Origin of the sequence: Reichenbachiella sp., assembly GCF_033344935.1 — a bacterium.
Classification (GTDB): domain Bacteria; phylum Bacteroidota; class Bacteroidia; order Cytophagales; family Cyclobacteriaceae; genus Reichenbachiella.
In genome coordinates this window covers 1523468-1543965 of the sequence record NZ_JAWPMM010000001.1, presented here as the reverse complement: position 1 = coordinate 1543965, position 20498 = coordinate 1523468, and the positions used below count along the sequence as shown (strand labels likewise).

Below are 20498 nucleotides of genomic sequence, written 5' to 3'. Positions count from 1 at the left end.
ATTTTTACCTTTAATTAACCAAGTATTATCGTTATGACATACTCTCCAGACGAAGAATGGGACAATTCTGCTGATAATGAACCCATACCAAACCCTCCTTACATTCCTACTGATGATCCGGAAGAAAGAACAGAGCAAATTTTTCCGGATACTACCGATTTAGAAGATGTAGAATAAATAGACTTAATGGAATCAGATAGAGAGCAAAAGAAGCTACTGCCACCATATTTAGCCTGTGCCTATTCCTTTTCTTGTTCTGAAGAATTCGAAAATCATAGTCTCTACATTCATTAATAATAACACTAAGTTCTTCTAATTTTGGGTTGCCTAATTGATAAAACACAGTACTCATTAGTTTTTTTGAGGTAGTTCCGATTGTACTAATTGTGTACTTATAGATTCCAATTCCGGCAAAGAGTATAGCAACAAGAGCATGAACACAAAGAGCAATTGAATAGATTTCAAGTTCCGTCGATTTATCTTTTGAGGCAATCCAAGCTATATTTGAAGATAAGATGGATATAGAGATCACCATTATCATCCTTCCTCTAGACTGAATAATTTTCATGGTTTCAACCGTCTCAATAAGCTTTTTCTCCGATTGAGCAAGTATGAAATGGTAATGTTCTTTAGAGTATTTGTGCCAATTCTTTATCATTCCTGTGATTTTCCTTTTGAAATCAACTCTTCAGCTATTTTACGCTGCAGATTTGCCAATCTACTTGACAGAACCATGATAAGCGAAATTCCACTAATAAAAGCAGCTATAATTTTACTCGGTTCTTTTTTTACATTTACTTCATGTGCTTCCTGATTTCTAATAATTTTCAATAAGGATATGAGGTGAAAGTCTTCATTTGAAATTAAGCCCTGTTTATTTGCATATTCCAAATAGTTATGGAAAACCGGCTTCCCATTTTTTACCGTCAAAAATTCCTTAAAACCAGAATCATTTTTATAGAGCTTTTTGAGCAAGTTCTCGATAACCTTGGCCAATGCAGCTAATGCTTTGGTTTCTTGTTTAATATCTATGAGAGCAGATATACTTATCAATTCGTTTTTTATATCATTGTCTAATTCAGCATTACTGCTCACAAGCTCCTTTAACCTTCCTTTTATTTCCTCATCCAGGTTCTTGTTTTGATTTATTTCCTTTTCTAATTCAGACAGCTTAGTTAATATCTTTTTTCTATCAGAAACAAGCCAGAGAATAATTAATCCAGCAACAACCATGAAGCCAACGGTAAAATCCTTCCAACCTTTATTTGACATATCTTTAAGTTAAATTTCTAAAATAATGATATTTAATTAACCCTCATTTGAATCAATATTTAAACCAAAATATCTATTCCAGGTTTCAGAATCTTCATTAGGTACAGCAATCCACAAAAGTCTTTTAGGTCTGGAACAAGCCACATACACTAAACGCAACTCTTCTTTATCTTTTCTTTTTTTGGACTCATCAGGTTCATTGTAATCTGCTGCTATAAGAGTTGTGTAATTTTTTGTTGCTTTCTTCTTTAAAAATAATAGTACTGCATCAAAAGTTTGGCCTTTTACCGAATGAATTGTACCCATATTAAATGGTAATTCAGAACTCTCTTGTTTGTGAAATAACCCTTTGATTGGAACATTGGCTTTACCAGTATTAACTTCCAATTTATTATAGCCTTTTTGTTCAAGAATGGGATTTACTTCATTAATCCATTCAAGTAAATTTTTGCTATTTATATTTGGCAGTAGATTAACAAAGTCAAACAACTCTGAACGATATAATCTATAGCCCTTTTCACTCATTTGCGCCCTTAAATATGACATTGATATATATGCCAAATTTTGGTTTTTCAACTTGTAATATCCTTTTTCTAAAGGCCGTAATGATTCCTTAAACGCGCCATTTTCCATTAGATATTTACCATGTACAATATCTCGAGTATGAAAATGTTTGTTTTTCCAAGGATGATCGAATGAATCATCAGAAGCCAACCCAAAATATTCTTCGCCAAAACTTCTTCCTCTAAAAAGAACTGCTGCATCGCTAAGTTTTATACCTAACTCATTACACTTTTCAATGAAACTATTCTTTATTTCTTGCACATCATCAGCTGATTCATATCCTTTGACCTCGGGAATACAAGGGTCAGTTTTTACATCAGCAATTGAAACTGATTCAACTGAGCCTATTTGATTGAGTAATGAGCATATGTTATCAGAACTTCTACGATTTTCTTCCAATCCAATTCCAGAATAGTTTTCGTTTTCACATTTTTTGATAAAAAGTTCTGCATCTGCTGTATTCCACTCAAAAATGGCCTGATCAGGATCTCCCACAAATAGAATGTTTTCGATTTCAGACTCGTCCATCTTGTCAATTATTGACATTTGTATGTCGGTTGTGTCCTGCGCTTCATCTATAATTAGATGAGAATATTTATTAGAAAGGCTTTTAAGAATGACAGGATATTTATTCAGGAGTCCCAGTGAAAAGTAATTTGCATCCGCTTGGTTCACTTTTCCTTGTTTAAAATGATACCATTTAGAATCAATTATATCTGCGATTACCTTTTTATAATTTCTATCGGCTTTTCTTAGTTCTTTCCAACTAAAATGATAGCTACTTGCTGGTGCTAATGGAATAGGTTCATTGTTCACGTTAAAGGAAACCTTATCAAAATACTCGTTTGGTTCTCGGTATGTTACCCTTCCCGCATATCTTGTTCTTTGGGAAGTGTCAAACTCATACCATTGATTAAACTCAGTCCCAACTATTTCTGGTCTTGATTCGCACTCTAATAACAAATGTCCAAATGGAAGAAAAAGATGATGATTAATGAAAGCGTCAATGGTTCCTATAAAGTGAGGATAATCAAACGTATCTATACCATAATCCTCTTTAAGGCCTTTTTTAATTTCTTCTCCTGCAACTCGAGTAAATGAAATGACAGCAATTCCTTTGTGTCTGAAATCCTGCCCATGAAGGAGTTTTGCTAATCTTGCTGCAACTGAATATGTTTTTCCACTTCCAGGACAAGCTTTTACAACTATTCTGGATTCTTCAGAATCTACGATCTCCTTTTGTTTATCCGTTAGCTTGTTGAACATTTTCTTCTTCTAATCTTGTTACCCAACTAATAGCGTCCTTTATATATTCAGGAACCTCAAATCCTTCAACATCAGATAAAATATTTTGAAGTTCTAATGCAAAATCCCCCTTATCTCTATTTGAGTTAAGTTTTTCCCACAAAGAATCTGCTTCAAATTGATTCAACAAATCGGCAGTTTGCGGATGTAACCCCCGGTAAACAAACCTCATTACAGATTTATTCACGTCTGCACAATTGAAGAGATCAATTTCCAATGAATTTGGCGCAAGGCATACTTTTAAATTAGCAGCCGCAAATGTTTCTGCTTTTAAAGCTCTGTCAGACTTAGGTTTTCCCACTACTGGATCACTATCTGTAATTATAGAACACCGTGCTAATAACCTTTTCTTTTCATCTTCATTATTAAAAAGCTTTGCAAAATGTTCAAATGCAACTCCATTGATATTGACTATCTCAATACCATATTCATCTAAGTCGATATTTAAAAATTGTTTGGATAAAATTGGAAGCAACAATGCTTCGGCAATACCTTCTACAAGTATGACACCATTAGCAAAGAGTAACTGAGCTTTACTTGTATCTAAGAATTTCTTAAGGTGATTTCTATTTCTGATTGAAAAATCCTCAGTACTCAATACTGAAAAAATAAAAGGAGCTATTTTCTCTTCTTGTTTTTGTAGTACTGTTATGTTCTCCATATCTGATTTAGCTGTAATAGTAGGAGAATGTGAGGTAATGAATAATTGCACTCCAGTATCTTGCAATTTATTTAAATATGCGAAAAATGTGTTTTGATACTGAGGATGCAAATGGGCTTCTGGTTCTTCTACCAATAAAGCATTGTAAAGTTGCAATTCTTGGTCTTCACATCTATTAATCAAGTCCCCCAATACAACTGATGCGTAGATTAGATTATTCTCTCCTAACCCATTTTGATGAATCTCAAAATACTTCTGTTCACCGTTAAGTTCTGCATTATATACTGGTCGCTTTAATTCAATCCCTCTGACAACGTCAGAGTATTTACGTCCCAAATAATTCATCTTAATGTTCGGATACTTTGCAGAAATTCCAGTTCCTTTTAAATGGTCGTTCACTTTCTCATTACCTGTTTGTAATATTGATTCCCAATCACTTTCCTCACCTTCAAAAACCTGGTATAGTTCTGCTGCCAGTTGTTTCTTTTTTTCTTCATCTAATGGTATTTCCGCTCCACCCTTGCTATACTTTGTAAGCTCATTAAATAAATTTCCAACTTTGTTATTATAAGAATATGGTTTCAGGCTATAAACAGCATCTCTCAATGGGTCGAGATAGATAAAGAAAATTTCTTCCAAAGCTTCATAAGGTATCAATTGTCCCTCGTTGTCTCCTCCCCAAATTGTTCTTTTAAAAAAATTCCTTTTTCCTCTATGCACATATGAGTACTTTATATGAAACTGTATGGTTTGCTTCTCAGGGTCAGATTTGTCTTGAGATAAGAAATCGTAAAAGCATTGCTTTTCTCGAATTTCATCTTCAATTTCAAAAATGAAATCTAATTGAATCTCTGAGTTTTGTTCATTTGGATCATTTTTATTTATATGCAGATCAGTTTCCCGAATACTGATTGTATTATCTGGTTTTCCAAAGCCTAATCCTATTCGCAAAGCATCGATGATGGCAGACTTTCCTGAATTATTTTCACCAATCAAAATATTTACACCTTTTTGAAAGGTTAGCTCCATATACTTAATGGATCTGAAATTCGATATTATTAACTGAGAGAGATACATATTTTCAAGCTTATGTTCAGGTATAAGCTTGAAAAATTAGACGCGATCGCATGCATTTCAAGCCAATTTAAATAAACTCAAAATGCCTATTGTAATAAAGAGATTTGCTGATGAAAAGTCAATAAAAATGATATTTATAGTTTGTACCGTCCTTAACTACATGACCCCCTCATTCCTCAGGTACTGATAAAGCGTAGATCTGCTTATTTTAAGTGTCTCGGTAATTTCACTTATTGGTAGTTCTCTCTGATATAAAGTCACAGCTGCAGCAGCCTTATTCTTATCATATGATCCCCTGGGCCTGCCACCTTTCTTTCCCCTTGCGCGAGCAGCGGTTAATCCATCTTTGGTTCTTTCACTTAGCACCTGTACTTCCATGGCCTTAAGAATAGCAATGATTTGAAACACCGCCTCTCCCATAGCAGATGTGGTATCAAACACTCCTTCCCGGAGACTCTTGAATTGAATGCCTCTTTCCTTGAATTCGGATAATAAGTTTATGAGTTCTTTAGATGTACGCCCCAACCGGTCTAAACTATAGACCATTAGTATGTCACCTTCTCGAAGCTTACCAAGCAGCTCTTCAAGTTTGGGTTTCTTCTTACTTCTTCCGGAAAGCTTCTCGGAATAAACCTCTTTACATCCGGCCTTTTTCAAAGCGTCCACCTGAAGATCCAGACTTTGATCCTTTGTACTTACCCTTGCGTATCCGAATATCATCTATAATTTTTTAAAGGTTCTAAATATTTCTATATGATATCGATGAACTCTCTTTATACGGATTACAAATTGATTCCCACGATTCAACTTGGAAGCCAGAAGATCATCAACATACATCTTAAGTTTATTACCTTGATTTGAACCTTCGAATAATTCAGCCCAAACCTCCCACTGATCCTGAACAGGGTCCTTTCTGAATATGTTTACAACTAATTCATCTTTAGGATTCAATAACTTATAATTGAGTTCAGGTCCATTAAATTTCCGTCTGCCTATTTTTTCGCCCTTCTTTGAAAGAGAATCATTTTTTAGTCCTCCTTCATGTCCACCTTTCTTTGATAGTTTATCTGCTCTCTTGTTTTCTTTTCTTCTGCGCCATTCAATATCCACCCTGCCGCAAACTACATCAGACAATTTTTTCCGAGTCTTGTCAAGCTTATCAAGAAGGTCCTTATCCTTAATCGGCTTCCCTTCAAAGTTCTTCCATCCATTACTACGCCAATCTCTTATTGCATATGGATTGGTCAAAGAGTCTCCCTTAAGAGAAAACCTATCTGTAATAATCTTTACTGGACAACCCTTAAGGACTATTGGGTTCTGTTCTACTGCATTTATTACACCTTCCATAGCTCGAATTATAGCATAAATCTCTAATCTATGAATTGATGTTTTTGTAAAAACACCCTCATATTCCTCGATAATTTCTAAACCGCTAGATTCCGGGAATTCAATCCAAAAGCCTATGCCTCCAGGATTGCCCTTTTCTTTAGGTTTCATAGAACCATCACATCTCACATATATAGCATACGGGTTATATGACATTACTTAGATTGTTTAATCCTAACATGCCTGATTCGAGTTCGATTTAACGATCCTTTTTTCGAACTATCAATTTATTAGATATCCAATGTCCGGATTAAGTCTGCTAAGTTCGGAAAACTAGTTCGTTAAAACAAAGTTTGATTTAATTACACTCCAATGTTTTTTCAAACTCTATTTAAAGGTTTGAGAAGATGAATTACTTTCCGGTTTAATATATGAGATCACAATATTCTGGAACTCAAATAATCGTTTTTCCGAAACAATAAAAATTTCACATTACTTTACCTTTTTAAATTAAGAGTATGAAATTCAAACTGAAACATCTGAAAAATATCTATCGTGCTGTAATAATATTAGGTTTGCCAACTATGATTACCTACATGATCATGATGTATAATCTCCATTCTACTATCAAGAATAGCACCATTGAAAATTTAAATTCTCAAATTGAGTTGTTAGAAGAAACACAAGGCAAAAATACTCTTGCGAAAATACAGGCAATCAAAAAGCAATATGAGGAAGATATCGATGGTCTACAAGATTCAATATTAGCCGTCAATTCCTTGGCTGATAGTCTTGCTATTAAATTAGAATTTTTCAATCCTGATGATTCAAATACAGTGAATGTGTCTATTCAACAAATAAGACGTGCTACCATATTAATGCTAAAAGGCGAAAGGGATTCGATTATTGTTCAAATTCAAAACCAACGGATTGAAATTTTAAATGACATCATTCATAGATCAAAAGAGATTGAAGAGTTACAACAAAGTATTATTAATAATCAGCAAATATTATTAACAAAGGCTAACCTATAGAGGATATCTCTTTTCTTCGTATTAAACAGGCTTTTGATGGGACCGTCCCCAATTGCTTGCCCTTCTAACCATTGGACTGCATTTGGTTCTATGAATTGACCGAATTGTGATACAATAAAGAATACTTCTCATTCATATTGAATTACATGCCCCAACTTCGATGAAAATTATCACTCCCCTTCGAAAATTCAACTCATATATTGTTTTGTACTGAAATTTTATACGTCAACCTTTTCCACATTTTTTTTTGCTATCTTATGGTTTGACCATCTAACAATACCATGTTCACATTAGAAGAAATTGCTTTAGCTTATATACTTGGAATACTTTCTAATTTAACTGTTGACTATTATTTCCTGAAAAGAAGGAGAATTAGCAGACTTTATCTTTATTATTTAGAAAGGTTGGAGTTGCCAATTCCATTTAAAATTGACCAGGGGCAAAGACGAGCAATGTTCTGGCTTCCTACTTTTTTTACCACCTTAGTAACAATTGCACTTTTTTCATTAACATATACCCATCAACAGAATTCCTATAACATATCTACTCTGCACCACATTGGATCTTATCTTCCATCTATCAATATCAAATTGGGTTTACTATCTCCTCAACTTTGGTTGCTAGGATTAATATTAGGTTGTGGTCTAAGTTACCTAGGCCATTTTCTCAGTTGGCGTATATTTAATATTTTTCCTGAGAGGTTACGATCATTTAAATTGTGGATTCCCCTGAACATGATAATTGCGGTGATTCTTTTGATATGTTTTGGATCCCTGCTAGGAATTTTCATTTTTGGAACAAGTTTTTATACAAATATCACTTATGGCTTTACTATAGTCCTGATTGGCTTACTTTTAAGTTATTTGGGAGATGCGCAAAATACTCTTCAAAAGTCAAACCATATTTGAACTAACCAACAAACTTTTTCAGACGCTTTCATTTCCTATACCGAAAGCATTTATGTTAATATGAAATAACTACGATTCTAATACTCCCAACTTGGGGCTTCTGACTCTTTTAATTGATCTATAAGATGTGTCTTTTCACAATTGCCAAAAAAGCTGTCAATCAATAATAAAAATTCAGTCTTTTTGTAAGGTTTGAGCTGTTGCCACCTTCCAACTTTGGATTCAATTACTGCATCCAACTCTTGATAATATTCTTTATTGTAGAAAAAATAACCTCTGGGTAACCCGAGTGCTTTTATTATTTTCTCAATAACTGGGTATGTAGGTTGAGCTTTTTCGTCTTCATATTTAGTCAATTGTACATAAGATACCCCTGATCTTTCTGCCAATTCTTTTCTTGAAATCCTCTTCAAGGATCGCGCTTCTCTTAATAACAATCCAAAACTCATATCTATATATAAAGGTAAAAAAATAGCTGATCAAAGCCAATTTATCTATTCGTTCAGTTTAGCATTAATAAAATTTCACATTTACAAATTACGTAAAAATAAAAGTAATATTTTATTGTCTTAAAAGACATATAATATAATTTTTATTTATCCTATTGTTTACATATATTACCTTTAAGACAATTAAATTAATCATGGAGAGTAGATATACAGTTTCTCAACTTGTCTCTTTCGGCATTGATGAGCACATTGTTAGAAAAGGATTAAATGAGTTCTTTGAGAAAAACTCAAATTCCTGGATTGCTGAAAGAGACCATACTTCAAATGAATTTGTCATAGAGATTGACTCAATTCCAACTCAGATAATTAATCAGATTGGTAAAATCAACATAATTAATACAGACACCTTAGATCATGAAGACTTACTTTTCATTAATGATTTGGAGCTAGCATACAATGATTTCAATTTTAATTTCTCGAAATATCCTCAATATTCAGGGACAGATTTAATAAAAATTTCCAGAAAACATGCTATACTCAATACTACATGGCACTATAGATATAAAAAAAATTATCGACTAGACAAATTATTCAAAAACCTCAGAAATTTTAAAATTTCGTATTTCAGTAATATATCATCTCTCTCAAGAATATTAAACCGCTTAGAAGATGCCGCAAAAAAAAATATTCCTTTTGAAAAAATAATTGGACATAATAAAAAAGGAAAAGCTAGATCAAATAGATTAATCACTTTAGAAATAGAAACTGTCATTCACTTCTTACATGGTCAAGGACATAGTTGTAGACAGATAGCAAAGTTTTTAGAACAAAAATTCTTTGACAATAAAAGAAAAATTCATAAATCAACAATTCAATCTTACTTACCAAAATCAGTCAGAAACTTATATGGAATTGCTATTTATGGGGCAGACTGGTATAAGAAACATTTTCAAGATTACATCCTAAGACGCAAAACTAATTACAAGTTTCAAGTTGTAGAGGCTGATGGTTCTAGATTTCAAATACCCTTTTACGATGAAGAAAATGACAATGTAGTCTACGTTAAATTTTATGTAATTATTGATGTCTATTCAAATAAAATAGTTGGAGGATCATATGGATACACTGAAAATTCAGAAATGATCATAGGAGCATTCAGACAATTAATTGATAATCATTCAATAATTCCCTCATCAGTAGTAATTGATAAATCGTCTTCCCACATAGGCCATAATTTCTCTTCATTTATGATGAAAATCACAGAACGTCATGGCACGCTGTTCTTAGTACATGAACCAAATGAACCTCAAAGAAAAGGAACAATCGAAGTCTTTTTTAAAAATTTTCATTCTCAAATATGTTACCAAAATAAATATTATGCTGGTCTTGGCAATAGTGCTAAATCAGATTTCCATCGACTCAAAAAAGAAATTGTGAATGAAATTTATTCGAACAGACATAAACTAACTCTTCTCTCTAAAGCTAATGAACTTATAAGTTCCTATATCGCTAAATGGAATAATTTAGAGTTTGACTCCGAAAGCCCTAATAAAGTGTTTGAAAATGGAATACTATTGGATGCTCGAAGTATTTCGAAAGAGGAATTTGCATACCTATTTTGGCAAAGTGAAACAAGGTTTCTTGATCGGTCCAAAATTACACTCTCAGGAGTAGAGTATAGAATAAAGAACCTGGACCAAAAAATCATTCACAATCAGTCATATGTACAAGTTTATTATAATCCTGAGGATCCTGAAATTGCTTATCTATTCAATTTAGAAAATAAATTCATTAGTGAAGTTTATAAAAAACGGATAAACACCTATGATCCAAAACATCTTAGTTCAGAAGACAGAAAAGAAATATTTGATGTTAAGAATAGAAATAAAAGTGACAAACAGAAAATTCAAAAACGAATTTCCCTTAACTCTGATTACGCAAGAAAAATATTATCCAACTATCCTCAGATGCAATTAAATTCTTATCCGAGTAAAGAAGAAGAATCAGAGTTATACAACCAGATTATAAACAAAAGCTTAGCCTTTCAGGAAAATATACATGTTCAATCAGCCTCCATGAAGCTAGTAACATGTAAAAATAACTAAAGCAAACCTCTCATGGAAAATCCTAGACTTATTCAAACAAACAACCTAAAAAAAGGAATAGAACTACTAGATGAGGCAAAACTAGAGAATAAATTATACTACTTTGTAGGCGGTACCGGAATAGGAAAAACTACCATATTCAATTACTATCAAAGGACTCATCCAGATACTCTTGTAACAAATATCAAACCCGCCGAGCCTGCGAGTTATTTTTATGCAAAACTACTTTGTCAAATATCCGGAGAAGATTTCAGCTTAATTTTTAATAATTCTCAAAAAAGAATTCACAACTTCATAGAAGAAGCATCATTCGAAATACTTGAAAAAACTCAAATAAAGCTATTAATCATAGATGAAATTGGAAATTTTAAAAGACAATTCATTCCTTATTTACGCCAAATAAGTGATAACATAAGTCATAAATGCGGAATAATATTAGCTTCTCCTCCAGACTTTAAAGATAGACTCCTATATTGGTCAAATAAAGGCGTGCCAGGTATTTCAGAAGTCCTTACGAGAATAAATTACACGCATGAATTTCTTTCACCTTCTTTTGACGACATTCAAAAATTATGTGTTTCGTACAATATCTCTAGAAAAAAAGTCTGGCATTGGATATATCGTAATTCAGATAATATGCGAACTGCAATAAACTATATTATCGCCTACTTGAATGGAAGATTAGAAATTTGATTAAGGTTAACATAATTGAAGTATATGACCCAATTACAGAAAGGCCACTGTACATTGGACTGAGCATGAATTCATCTGTTCCTAAGGAGCTTAAGTACAATTACATCAACATTAACAAATTCATTACTCGAGCTGAGAATAAAAATTTAGAACTTAAGGTTCATATTCTAGACAGAGTTGAGCAATTTCAAACAAAATGGTGGCTGGAATTTTACAGAGGCCTTTATTCATCATGGAATTTGAAAATTGCTCCTGATTCAGAACCCGACATTCCTCCAACTTTGCTAATTGAGTACTTTAAAAAGGTGAGATTAAGCAAAACTAAAAACAACCACTTTTCCAAATTTGGAAAAACTCTATTATGCAGATCTGAAATTAAGAGATTCTTCAATAAATACATTCATTATCCATGGGATTATATTTTTGATGATAATTTCAAAACTCAAATTGAACCCATTTTTGAAACCTTGCTAGCGTTTTCTCTTGTATTTAATGATGGATATCCAATGACGTTACTTAATAAGTTTTCTATTTATCATTTCAATTCCACTGTTCCGCTTAGCCTTCAATATAAAATAAATCTTTGCCCTGAATCTGTAGTTTTCATTCAGACTCTTTGGAGAATTAGAGCATTTCGTAACTACAAAAAGAATTACACCTGGAAATTCATGAAAACTCAATACTTAGTATATTTTATTAATTCGCTTTTATTATTTGATGGAGTTGCAAGTCGCATTACAAGTGAAACACTAAATTTTAATTTCATTGATAATTTCTATTCCAAAAGTGGTCATTTCCCTGCAGAACATTTACAATATATTGGTATAAACAATCAAGAAGAGTTAATAAAGAGATTAGCAGATTTCAGGGTATGTATTGTCAAAGATCCCAGAAGTGTAAGAAAAAGACAGAAAGATCACATCGATCATTTTTTTAATCTAAATCTTGGCAAATTCTAACTTGCTCTGCCATCATTACTATTGGAGTACCAAATGTGTTTTTTTTATCATATAACATTTTTATTTCGTCAAATTCATTATATATAACATTTTCAAATCTCCGTTACATGTTTTTCTTGAAATCGAGCGATTTTGGTCTAAAATCTCAACCAAATCCTAAAAAGTAAAAAATGGTGGGGTAATGTGGTGGACTCTAATTTTACTCATCAATCCTCTGCCTTCTCCAAGATGCCGGAGCTTGTGGTATTTACTTTCAAGATCGGATTTCCTTTATAAATCCGAACCCTTTTTTAGCCACCCAAATTTTTACTTTTAACAGGTGAATAATTCAATACTCGAAAAGGTTAAAATATCAAGACTCCAAAAACTCCACCCTAAGGTCATCAAGATACAAGTAAAACACAGAGGAAAATGTTAGGCTAAGCCTATCTTCAGCTGCATCTGTATAGGGCGCAACACACAATAATCGGTTGTTTTGGAAATCTGTTCTTAGTACAGTTGCCCCAAACAAATGCTCTGACCCAAGGATTTTTTTACCTAATGAAATCCATGGCCCATCTAGCGATTCAGACTTATACATTCTAACTCCTTTATCAACTTCGCCATCAGATTGCCCTTCATATATACGGTTACAAGTTGAGATCATTAGATAAAATAAACCGCCTTCCTCATCATGTACGACTTTAGGCAACTCAAGCTGTGTGAATTCATTTCCATCTGGAACTATCATTGGCTTATGAAGCTTAGAAATCACATAAGAAGTCCCTTTTTTATAAAGCTCCGCACGGACCAACGCACTTTTTGCAGGAGCTATCTTACCGCCCCAAAACAGATTAACCTCAGCATTCTTATTCAGAAAAATAAAAGGATCTCTCCAGGCCATAATTGGGCCATTTTCATCGCCGTCATTACTCCCCAATAGATTTGGCTTACCTAGATAATACCCTTTACTGGTTATCTTTTTCCAATCTTTTCGAGGAGATGACAGTTCAAAATTTAAAATCTCATCTACCACATAACCGTCCTTTGAACTTGCTAAAGCTATGTTTTGAAGAAATTGATGTTTATCATCGACTTGCTCAAGAATGGTAAACGCAAATAACTTCTCCCCAGTAGGTAAACTAGATATTGAACCACTCCAAATATTACGGCTGTCGAAGAATTTAGCACATCTATCAATATTTAAAAAACAACCCTCATCCTTCCAGCTGATTCCATTGTTTTTTGAAGTAAAGTGTCTGATATGAAAAGGAAAATCATTCCTTTCAATTGGTTGGAGGGGTGTTCCATCTGGCTTTATTCTAGAAACAGATAAACAATACAAATGTATCGTATCGCCTTCTATATATGACCAAGCATCCCATAGGTAAAGCAATGGATGATTGATGCCATTTTCAAAAACATGAGTATGCGGTGAAGGTACATCCATCATTTCAATCACATTTCTACTAGCTACCTCGCTCATTTCAACTCAACTCAAAATATCAACTAATTCCTCACTATACTTCGGAATGGCTCCTGAGGATGAAGCCACAAAACCTCCTACTTTATTGGCTACCTCTATCGATTCATGAACATGACCAGTTCTCAAAAAAGTGGTAAGAAAGGCAGCACTGAAAGCATCACCAGCACCAACAGCGTCTGCTACTAGTACAGGCTCGCAAGGGACGTGCATTGATTGCCCCTCACTAAAAACATAGCAGCCACCACTTCCTGCTGTCATAATCACTACTTCAATTTGAGGATAAATGGATTGAATCAACTTCGCGAATATTTCAAAACCCATGTGCTTCTGGTATAAAAGAAAGCCCAGCACCTCTACTTCAACCTCATTCACCTTCAATATGGTAGCTGATTCTAGAGAGCTTTCAATAATTTCTTTATTATAGGTACCTTTCCTCAAATTGACATCGTAAAAAACAGTCTTGAATTTAAAATTTTCAAGTACGTATCTTAATGTTGACCTTGACCGCTCACTGCGCTGGGCTAAAGTCCCCAAATAAAAAGCCGATGCATGACTAAGCACCTCATGATCAATACCTTCTGCTGAAATAAAATCATAGGCTACGTCCTCTACAATGTTATACTCAGGTTGGCCTTGATATAACGAAACCTTTACCGTACCAGTAGGCTTTTCTTTTGAGCTTTGAATTTGACTAATTGAAACATTTTTAGCCTCAATTTCTTGGATGGCTTTTCTGCCCCATTCATCTTCACCGACGCATGAGATGATAGAAGCATCTGCCCCACATTGAACCGCATGGGCTGCAAAATTTAGTGGCGCACCGCCGAGATGATACTGCTCTCCTATTACATCCCACAGGATTTCTCCAAATGCTACAATTTTGAGTTTATCATCCATCGATATTAACTTTTGGTGAATCTTTGATAAACAAAGCAAAGATTCCACCGCCTATCAGACATATACCAGCCAGGGAAATCACTTTGATCGGATCTCCACCAAGCAGATCAAACAAAAAGAACTGCATCATAAAGATTTGAATGGCCATAGGTATCACAATGAACATATTGAAAATCCCCATATATACGCCCGTCTTATTCGCAGGAATCGCTCCTACTAATAACTTGTAAGGCATAGCCATGGCAGATGCCCAAGTGAGCCCTAATCCAATAGACAAAAGGTATATCTGCGTAAATGCTACTGTCTCACCAAATGGGTTCCATATGTAGAACAAAACCGCGGTATCGTTAAGAAACGGCATAGCGATTAATCCCAATCCGCCGATAGCCAGGCACAAGAAATGCACTCGCTTCGCACCCATATAGCGCGCAAGTGGTACTAATAAAAATGCGACAGAAAAGCAGATGATATTGTAAGTACCGTTGATTTCTCCTGTAAGAAGCTGGGCTGAGGCAAATGCATCTGTGCTGTGATCCATCGTGCCATATAAAGATTTAGAAAGCGCCAACGTGATGTACTGCCAATAGCAAAACATCCCGAACCAAGTCAAAAACTGAACTGGAATTAACTGTTTCATAGTGGCAGGCATCTCCTTCATGGCCTCAACTATTTCAATCAAGGTGCGACCCAGCAAGTTACCTTTACCTTTTTCTTCCTCAATTTTCTTAAGCTCTTCTTCTGAAGGTGGGTATTCTTTAGTGGTCAAAACAGAAAAAAGCACGGTAGCGATGGAAGCAAAAGCACCTATTCCAAAAGCCCAATAGGTGAATACAGGAATACCATTGCCCATTTTGTCTGACAAGGTCAGAATACCAACAGATACCAAAATAGCAGGCATAAAATTAGCCATCGTAGTGCCAAGACCTGTAAAGAAGCTTTGCATGAGAAATCCCAAAGAGTGCTGCTGTTTAGGAAGTTTGTCAGAAATAAATGCCCTATAGGGCTCCATAGCTATATTGTTGGCAGCATCTAAAATCCACAGCAATCCTGCCGCCATCCAAATGGTAGAAGAAAAGGGCATAGCAATCAAAGCTATACTTGCCAAAATAGCACCTATGAGAAAGAAAGGTTTTCTTCTACCAAATTTGGGTGACCAAGTACCATCACTGATTGCACCTATGATAGGCTGTACGACCAACCCTGTCACAGGGCCTGCCAGCCACAAGGCGGCCAAATCCTCTGGATTGGCGCCTAAGTAGCTATAGATGGCACTCATATTACTTTGCTGCAGTCCAAAGCTGAATTGGATTCCAAAAAATCCAAAATTCATATTCCAGATATTTCCGAATGACAGCTTTGGTTTATTTTGGATTTCCATAGTGATCATTTTTTGGTTGAATAATTTACTTAATCAAAGAGTAAAAAGTCTTCTTTCCCATTATTGTCGAAGGAAATAGACATTTGCTTTTTCTTCAGATTCACCAGTAGTTGAGACCAGGTACTTCCATCATCCCACTTGACAACCAATTCACCATCATTCGGAGTCAGTATCGAAAAATCACCTTCAAAAGACGGATGATTATTTCTGAAATTGATCAGTTTGATTAATCGCTTGACTACTTGCTTGTCTAACGCTTCTTCAATTTCTTCGAAACTAAAATAAGGACGATTGATGTCTCTATGGACATTAGTCTCGGTCATAAGCTCCATGTCGTTTTCGGCAGCCAAAAAACCACCATAGTAGACCTGAGGAATACCTGGAGAGAAAAACTGAATGGCCCTGGCGATCAAATAATCCTGATCATCTTTCCCGAGCGCCTCATAAAAAGAGCAATTGACTTGATAAATATCCAAGTTTGAACCACCCTCTCCCGAGGCCAATCTACTTTGATCATTGGATTTTTCATGAATCGATTCCACAAGAAAATCAACTTCATCATCTTCCAATAATCCAGGTAAATCACCTTGACGCGCCACATCCATGATCCCGATTCCGTCATGTGTATCGAGTACAGTCACGCAGTTTCTTGGGCTCATATCCAACCATTTTTTCAATTTCGCGGCTGTGCCTGTAGCAATGGCATGTAACACCAATGGAGGCAATGCAAAATCATAGACATAATCCACCTGCTTGGCTATTTCAATTTGTTGTTTGTAGTAAGCATGAATTTCAACCAGCGTCTTAATCCCTTTTGCTTTCGCCTTTTTCGAAAATTCATCAATAAAATCGAAGGTTTCTGGAATCATAAAACAAGAAGTCCCAGGTTTCTTGATGGCATAACCTGCGGCATCTAGCCGAATAGATTTAATGCCATTTTCTTCGAAGGTGTTTAATATTTTATCCAAATAGGCCACTCCCAATTCGTGTCTGACATCTATATCCAGCTGATTGCTGGTGAAGGTCGTCCAAAACGACTCTATCTCTCCATCTCCAATTTCAATTTCGGTAAACGGAAGATTAGGCCTAGGGCGATATATTTTTTTAATATCCCCTTCAGCGTTTCCATTTGGAAAAACCTTTTGCTTTGTTAAAAACAAATCATAGTAGGCCGATTGCTTTCCATTCAACTTCACATCTTCAAATTCTTTGGATTCGGCTGATATATGATTGACAATCAAATCAGCCATGATGTCAAAATCTTGTGATAGTAAGTTGATGTCAGACCATGTACCTATTCTTTGATCAGTCGTGCTGTGGTCTATAGGGTCATAGCCGGCGTCTGCTCCATCTATGGGGTAATAAAATGGCAACAAATGCATTCCTCCTTCAAAAACATCACTCAGATTACTTTTTAAAAAATTGTGCAAATCAGACACACCGCTTTTTCCCAATCGGTCAATATATGTGATCAATTGAACCTTATTTTTCATCGTTTTTCTTATTTATATAATCTTGAAGGGAAAAGGGGAAGGATGTACCTTCCCCCTTGTAGTCACTCAAAAATTACTACTCGCTCTCACTAATCTGTTGGATAGTATTATTAGAAGGTGAAAACCAAACTAGCTACAATAGACCTTCCTGAGATCGATCGTGCTCTTACATAATTGGTTTGACCTTCGGTAATAGAACCTTCTTCTGACTCTGTGATACCCATGGTGTTGGTTAAGTTGTTTGCATTGATTGAGAACGTCAATCCTTGAGACAACTGTGCAGTCACATAAGCATTTAGGATAGCATATCCAGGCATCACGAGCATGTTGTCATCTTGAGCATAGGCCTTAGTCTGACCGATCAAACTCAATCCTATTGAATGTCCGCCGCTCACTGTATAAGATGGTATCAAGTTATAGATCAATTTCGGCTGTCTTCTTGGCGTATTGCCTATGTTCGTATCCCCATCGTTGTCTACAATTTCTGCCTTCACAAAAGTGGCCATACCTCGTAGATCGAATCCGCCTGTGCTGTAGTTTCCTTCTAATTCCAGACCTAAAGATTTATAGTCATTGCTCAACACTCTCTGGGTAGTAGCCTCTACTCCAGCTTCTTCTTCTGTCTTCGCATAGAAGGCAGTCAGAAATATACCTCCTCGATCAAATCTTTGTTTGTAACCTGCTTCCATTTGCAACAATGAGTTTTTTGGAGCTCCGTTTTCCAAATATGGACCACCTTGGTGCCAAGTAGCTCTTTCTCCATTACCAACATAGCCTTGACTTACTCTTGCAAAAGCAGCACTGTTGTCAGACAATTTATAGTTACCACCGATAGAGTAAGAAGTGTAGTCGTAGTCGTAGTTCACCACTTTTGCATTGGCATTGTCCACTCTAGACACACTTTTCTCTGGTGCATCTATCACACCATTTCCATTTACATCCAGATTGGCAATTTGCTGACTTGGTGTCACCAAACCACTCACTTTTACTTTATCATATCTGATACTTGCGTCCAAACTCAAAGCTTCTGTGGCCTCTACACCAACACTTAAATAAGGAGCAGACACGTCATAGTTGGTATTGTATTTTCCTGTACAACAGTTGCCCCAAAGTGGTACACCGTAGTTTACTTGACCGTTAAAAGTCAAATCATTTCCACCTGCATTTACATTAAGTAACTCGGCATCTTCTTTTACTTCTAGTAGGTGTGTATTCCACAACCAAGCCATTTCTATGTTTTGATTCGCCTTGAAGAATCCAGCTGTAACTTCTACGCCATCAAATGACTTTGTCAATTTAGTATCGCTCATGATGTTGTTGAAGTTTTCTAACTCAACATCAAACATGTGAATTCTTTGTGCTAACCCATTGTCTGTATCAGTGATGGTCGTACCACTCGAGACTCTATTGATAGTATAAGGAAGCACTGCTCCTAATGCAGTGGTATCTCCATTGGATCTTAACATACCGCTTACTACATCATCAGTAGCACCTACTTCCGCAGTAAATGGCGCTACAAATCTTCCACCATTGAATGCCATTCTGGTATTACTAGAAACACTCCATCCGTTCCCTAGGTCGAATCCGAAAGATGCTCCAAAGGCATTAGTTTTAGAATGAATACCATCCGATACGCTTACATTTCTAGCATTACCGTCCGCTCCTAGTCCAAAATCTTGTTGCATAAATGGTGTTTGCAAACCATTCGACACGGCATCAAATCCAGATACAGAACTCCAGCTAGGATCAGCATTTGTTCCCGAAACTTGGATCGGCATCGGCATATAGGCCGCTGTTCTATCATTCAGCATTTTATAATACACTTTGGCATAGCCATTTTCAAAATTCTTGGTAACACTTGCTTTCAATTGCCCGCCTTTATTCACGGTATGATTAGCGTGTCTAGGCCCTTCTCCTTGTCTGAAAAATCCACCTACATGGAAGGTTACATCGTTGCCTATAGGCGCTCCATATTCAAAGTCTGTTCTGAAAGAATTGTAATCCAATCCAAATGATGTTCCGAAGCTTCCGCCCTGAGTTGAACCATCTTTTGATATGAAGTTGATGATACCGCCTGGGCCGTTACTTGTAGTAGTTGCTGCCGAACCACCTCGAATAGCTTCTACTCTTTTGATTGTCTGGTCTGCTCTGAGGTATTGATCTTGTGTATTGAAAGCAATATCGCCATACAACATGATTGGCAATCCTTCTTCTTGCAATTGTACATATCGTGATCCACCAGCAGATATTGGCACCCCACGAGCAGTGATGTTCGTATTACCATCACCCGCAGATGCTTCCACTTTAAAACCTGGTATAGTTCTAAATATTTCAGCTGTTGTCCTAGGTGCCGATTGAGAAATTTGCTCTGCATTTAGCGTAGTAATTGATACACTAGATTCTAGTTTCGATTTTGGATTAACCACACCTGTAACGACTACAGCGTCCAACTCAAGAATATCATCCACAAGGATAAAATCTATGGTTGTTGTCTGTCCATCTGTAACTGACACTTGTGCTTCCTGACTTGAATAACCGATGGAAGTAATTTCAAGCGTGTAACTACCTGCTTCAACATCTGTAATACTGTAAGCCCCTTCAATGTCCGTAGGAGACCCCTGAGTTGTGCCTTGTATCCTTACACTGGCACCAATTACTGCTTCCCCATTGGGGTCGCTTACTTTACCTGCGATAATTCCTTGAGCCAAAGTTGTACTTTGAACCGCCAAAAGCATAATAGCAATTAGCGCTGAATATCGGATCGTCTTATAAAGTAGATTTAGTTTCATGATTTTAGCTTTTACTTTTTATTTAAAAATTCATTCCATTTTCATTGCATAACCCAACACTTCTGCAACATCTTTTTTCATTTTTACTTTGCCTAAAAGTCTGGCCTTGGGCGTTCCATGAAG

General features: G+C 35.7%; 17 protein-coding genes. 6 read left to right on the top strand and 11 right to left on the bottom strand.

The genetic code is table 11. The features are described from left to right. Nucleotides 1–33: 33 nt before the first annotated feature. Nucleotides 34–177 carry a hypothetical protein gene (locus R8N23_RS06650; protein ID WP_318170790.1) on the top strand — a complete coding sequence of 48 codons (144 nt, stop codon included), beginning with the start codon at nucleotides 34–36 and terminating at the stop codon, nucleotides 175–177. 477 nt (nucleotides 178–654) lie between these two features. Here R8N23_RS06650 and R8N23_RS06645 read toward each other — a convergent pair whose 3' ends face one another. From R8N23_RS06645 to R8N23_RS06625, 5 genes are all read right to left on the bottom strand, one after another. After that, a complete protein-coding gene (locus R8N23_RS06645; RefSeq protein ID WP_318170788.1) occupies nucleotides 655–1272 on the bottom strand; it encodes a hypothetical protein in 618 nt (205 codons plus the stop codon). A 36-nt stretch (nucleotides 1273–1308) separates the two neighbouring features. Further along, nucleotides 1309–3102, bottom strand: coding sequence for an ATP-dependent helicase (locus R8N23_RS06640; RefSeq protein ID WP_318170787.1), 1794 nt, complete (start codon nucleotides 3100–3102; stop codon nucleotides 1309–1311). Further along, on the bottom strand, nucleotides 3080–4879 hold the full coding sequence (locus R8N23_RS06635) for an ATP-dependent nuclease (RefSeq protein ID WP_318170786.1): 1800 nt from the start codon (nucleotides 4877–4879) through the stop codon (nucleotides 3080–3082). The genes R8N23_RS06640 and R8N23_RS06635 overlap by 23 nt, the downstream gene beginning before the upstream one ends. A gap of 156 nt (nucleotides 4880–5035) precedes the next feature. Then, nucleotides 5036–5599, bottom strand: coding sequence for a recombinase family protein (locus tag R8N23_RS06630; protein WP_318170785.1), 564 nt, complete (start codon nucleotides 5597–5599; stop codon nucleotides 5036–5038). Beyond that, nucleotides 5600–6421 (bottom strand): RNase H family protein, encoded by an 822-nt coding sequence (locus R8N23_RS06625; protein ID WP_318170784.1) that lies wholly within the window; start codon nucleotides 6419–6421, stop codon nucleotides 5600–5602. 302 nt (nucleotides 6422–6723) lie between these two features. Between R8N23_RS06625 and R8N23_RS06620 the strand changes: the two genes are divergently transcribed. Further along, on the top strand, nucleotides 6724–7239 hold the full coding sequence (locus R8N23_RS06620; protein ID WP_318170783.1) for a hypothetical protein: 516 nt from the start codon (nucleotides 6724–6726) through the stop codon (nucleotides 7237–7239). Between the two features lie 281 nt (nucleotides 7240–7520). Then, a complete protein-coding gene (locus R8N23_RS06615; RefSeq protein WP_318170782.1) occupies nucleotides 7521–8147 on the top strand; it encodes a hypothetical protein in 627 nt (208 codons plus the stop codon). Between the two features lie 77 nt (nucleotides 8148–8224). Here R8N23_RS06615 and R8N23_RS06610 read toward each other — a convergent pair whose 3' ends face one another. Continuing rightward, nucleotides 8225–8596 (bottom strand): helix-turn-helix transcriptional regulator, encoded by a 372-nt coding sequence (locus R8N23_RS06610; RefSeq protein WP_318170781.1) that lies wholly within the window; start codon nucleotides 8594–8596, stop codon nucleotides 8225–8227. A 194-nt stretch (nucleotides 8597–8790) separates the two neighbouring features. On the opposite strand from R8N23_RS06610, the gene R8N23_RS06605 reads away from it, so the two are divergent. From R8N23_RS06605 to R8N23_RS06595, 3 genes are all read left to right on the top strand, one after another. Beyond that, nucleotides 8791–10701: a Mu transposase C-terminal domain-containing protein gene (locus R8N23_RS06605; protein WP_318170780.1), complete on the top strand. Its 1911-nt coding sequence runs from the start codon at nucleotides 8791–8793 to the stop codon at nucleotides 10699–10701. Nucleotides 10702–10713: 12 nt separating this feature from the next. Then, on the top strand, nucleotides 10714–11394 hold the full coding sequence (locus R8N23_RS06600) for an ATP-binding protein (RefSeq protein ID WP_318170779.1): 681 nt from the start codon (nucleotides 10714–10716) through the stop codon (nucleotides 11392–11394). 65 nt (nucleotides 11395–11459) lie between these two features. Beyond that, a complete protein-coding gene (locus R8N23_RS06595) occupies nucleotides 11460–12353 on the top strand; it encodes a hypothetical protein (RefSeq protein ID WP_318170778.1) in 894 nt (297 codons plus the stop codon). 352 nt (nucleotides 12354–12705) lie between these two features. Here the strand turns inward: R8N23_RS06595 and R8N23_RS06590 are convergent, their stop codons facing one another. The 5 genes from R8N23_RS06590 to R8N23_RS06570 form a co-directional block, all read right to left on the bottom strand. Further along, nucleotides 12706–13785 (bottom strand): hypothetical protein, encoded by a 1080-nt coding sequence (locus tag R8N23_RS06590; protein ID WP_318170777.1) that lies wholly within the window; start codon nucleotides 13783–13785, stop codon nucleotides 12706–12708. Nucleotides 13786–13824: 39 nt separating this feature from the next. Continuing rightward, complete coding sequence (locus tag R8N23_RS06585) at nucleotides 13825–14715, bottom strand: carbohydrate kinase (protein WP_318170776.1); 891 nt, start codon at nucleotides 14713–14715, stop codon at nucleotides 13825–13827. Beyond that, complete coding sequence (locus tag R8N23_RS06580) at nucleotides 14708–16093, bottom strand: MFS transporter (protein ID WP_318170775.1); 1386 nt, start codon at nucleotides 16091–16093, stop codon at nucleotides 14708–14710. Before R8N23_RS06580 ends, R8N23_RS06585 begins: the two co-directional genes overlap by 8 nt. A gap of 29 nt (nucleotides 16094–16122) precedes the next feature. Beyond that, nucleotides 16123–17586, bottom strand: a complete 1464-nt coding sequence (gtfA, locus tag R8N23_RS06575; protein WP_318170774.1) for a sucrose phosphorylase — start codon at nucleotides 17584–17586, stop codon at nucleotides 16123–16125. A 110-nt stretch (nucleotides 17587–17696) separates the two neighbouring features. Continuing rightward, nucleotides 17697–20375 carry a TonB-dependent receptor gene (locus tag R8N23_RS06570; protein ID WP_318170773.1) on the bottom strand — a complete coding sequence of 893 codons (2679 nt, stop codon included), beginning with the start codon at nucleotides 20373–20375 and terminating at the stop codon, nucleotides 17697–17699. Nucleotides 20376–20498: the final 123 nt, after the last annotated feature.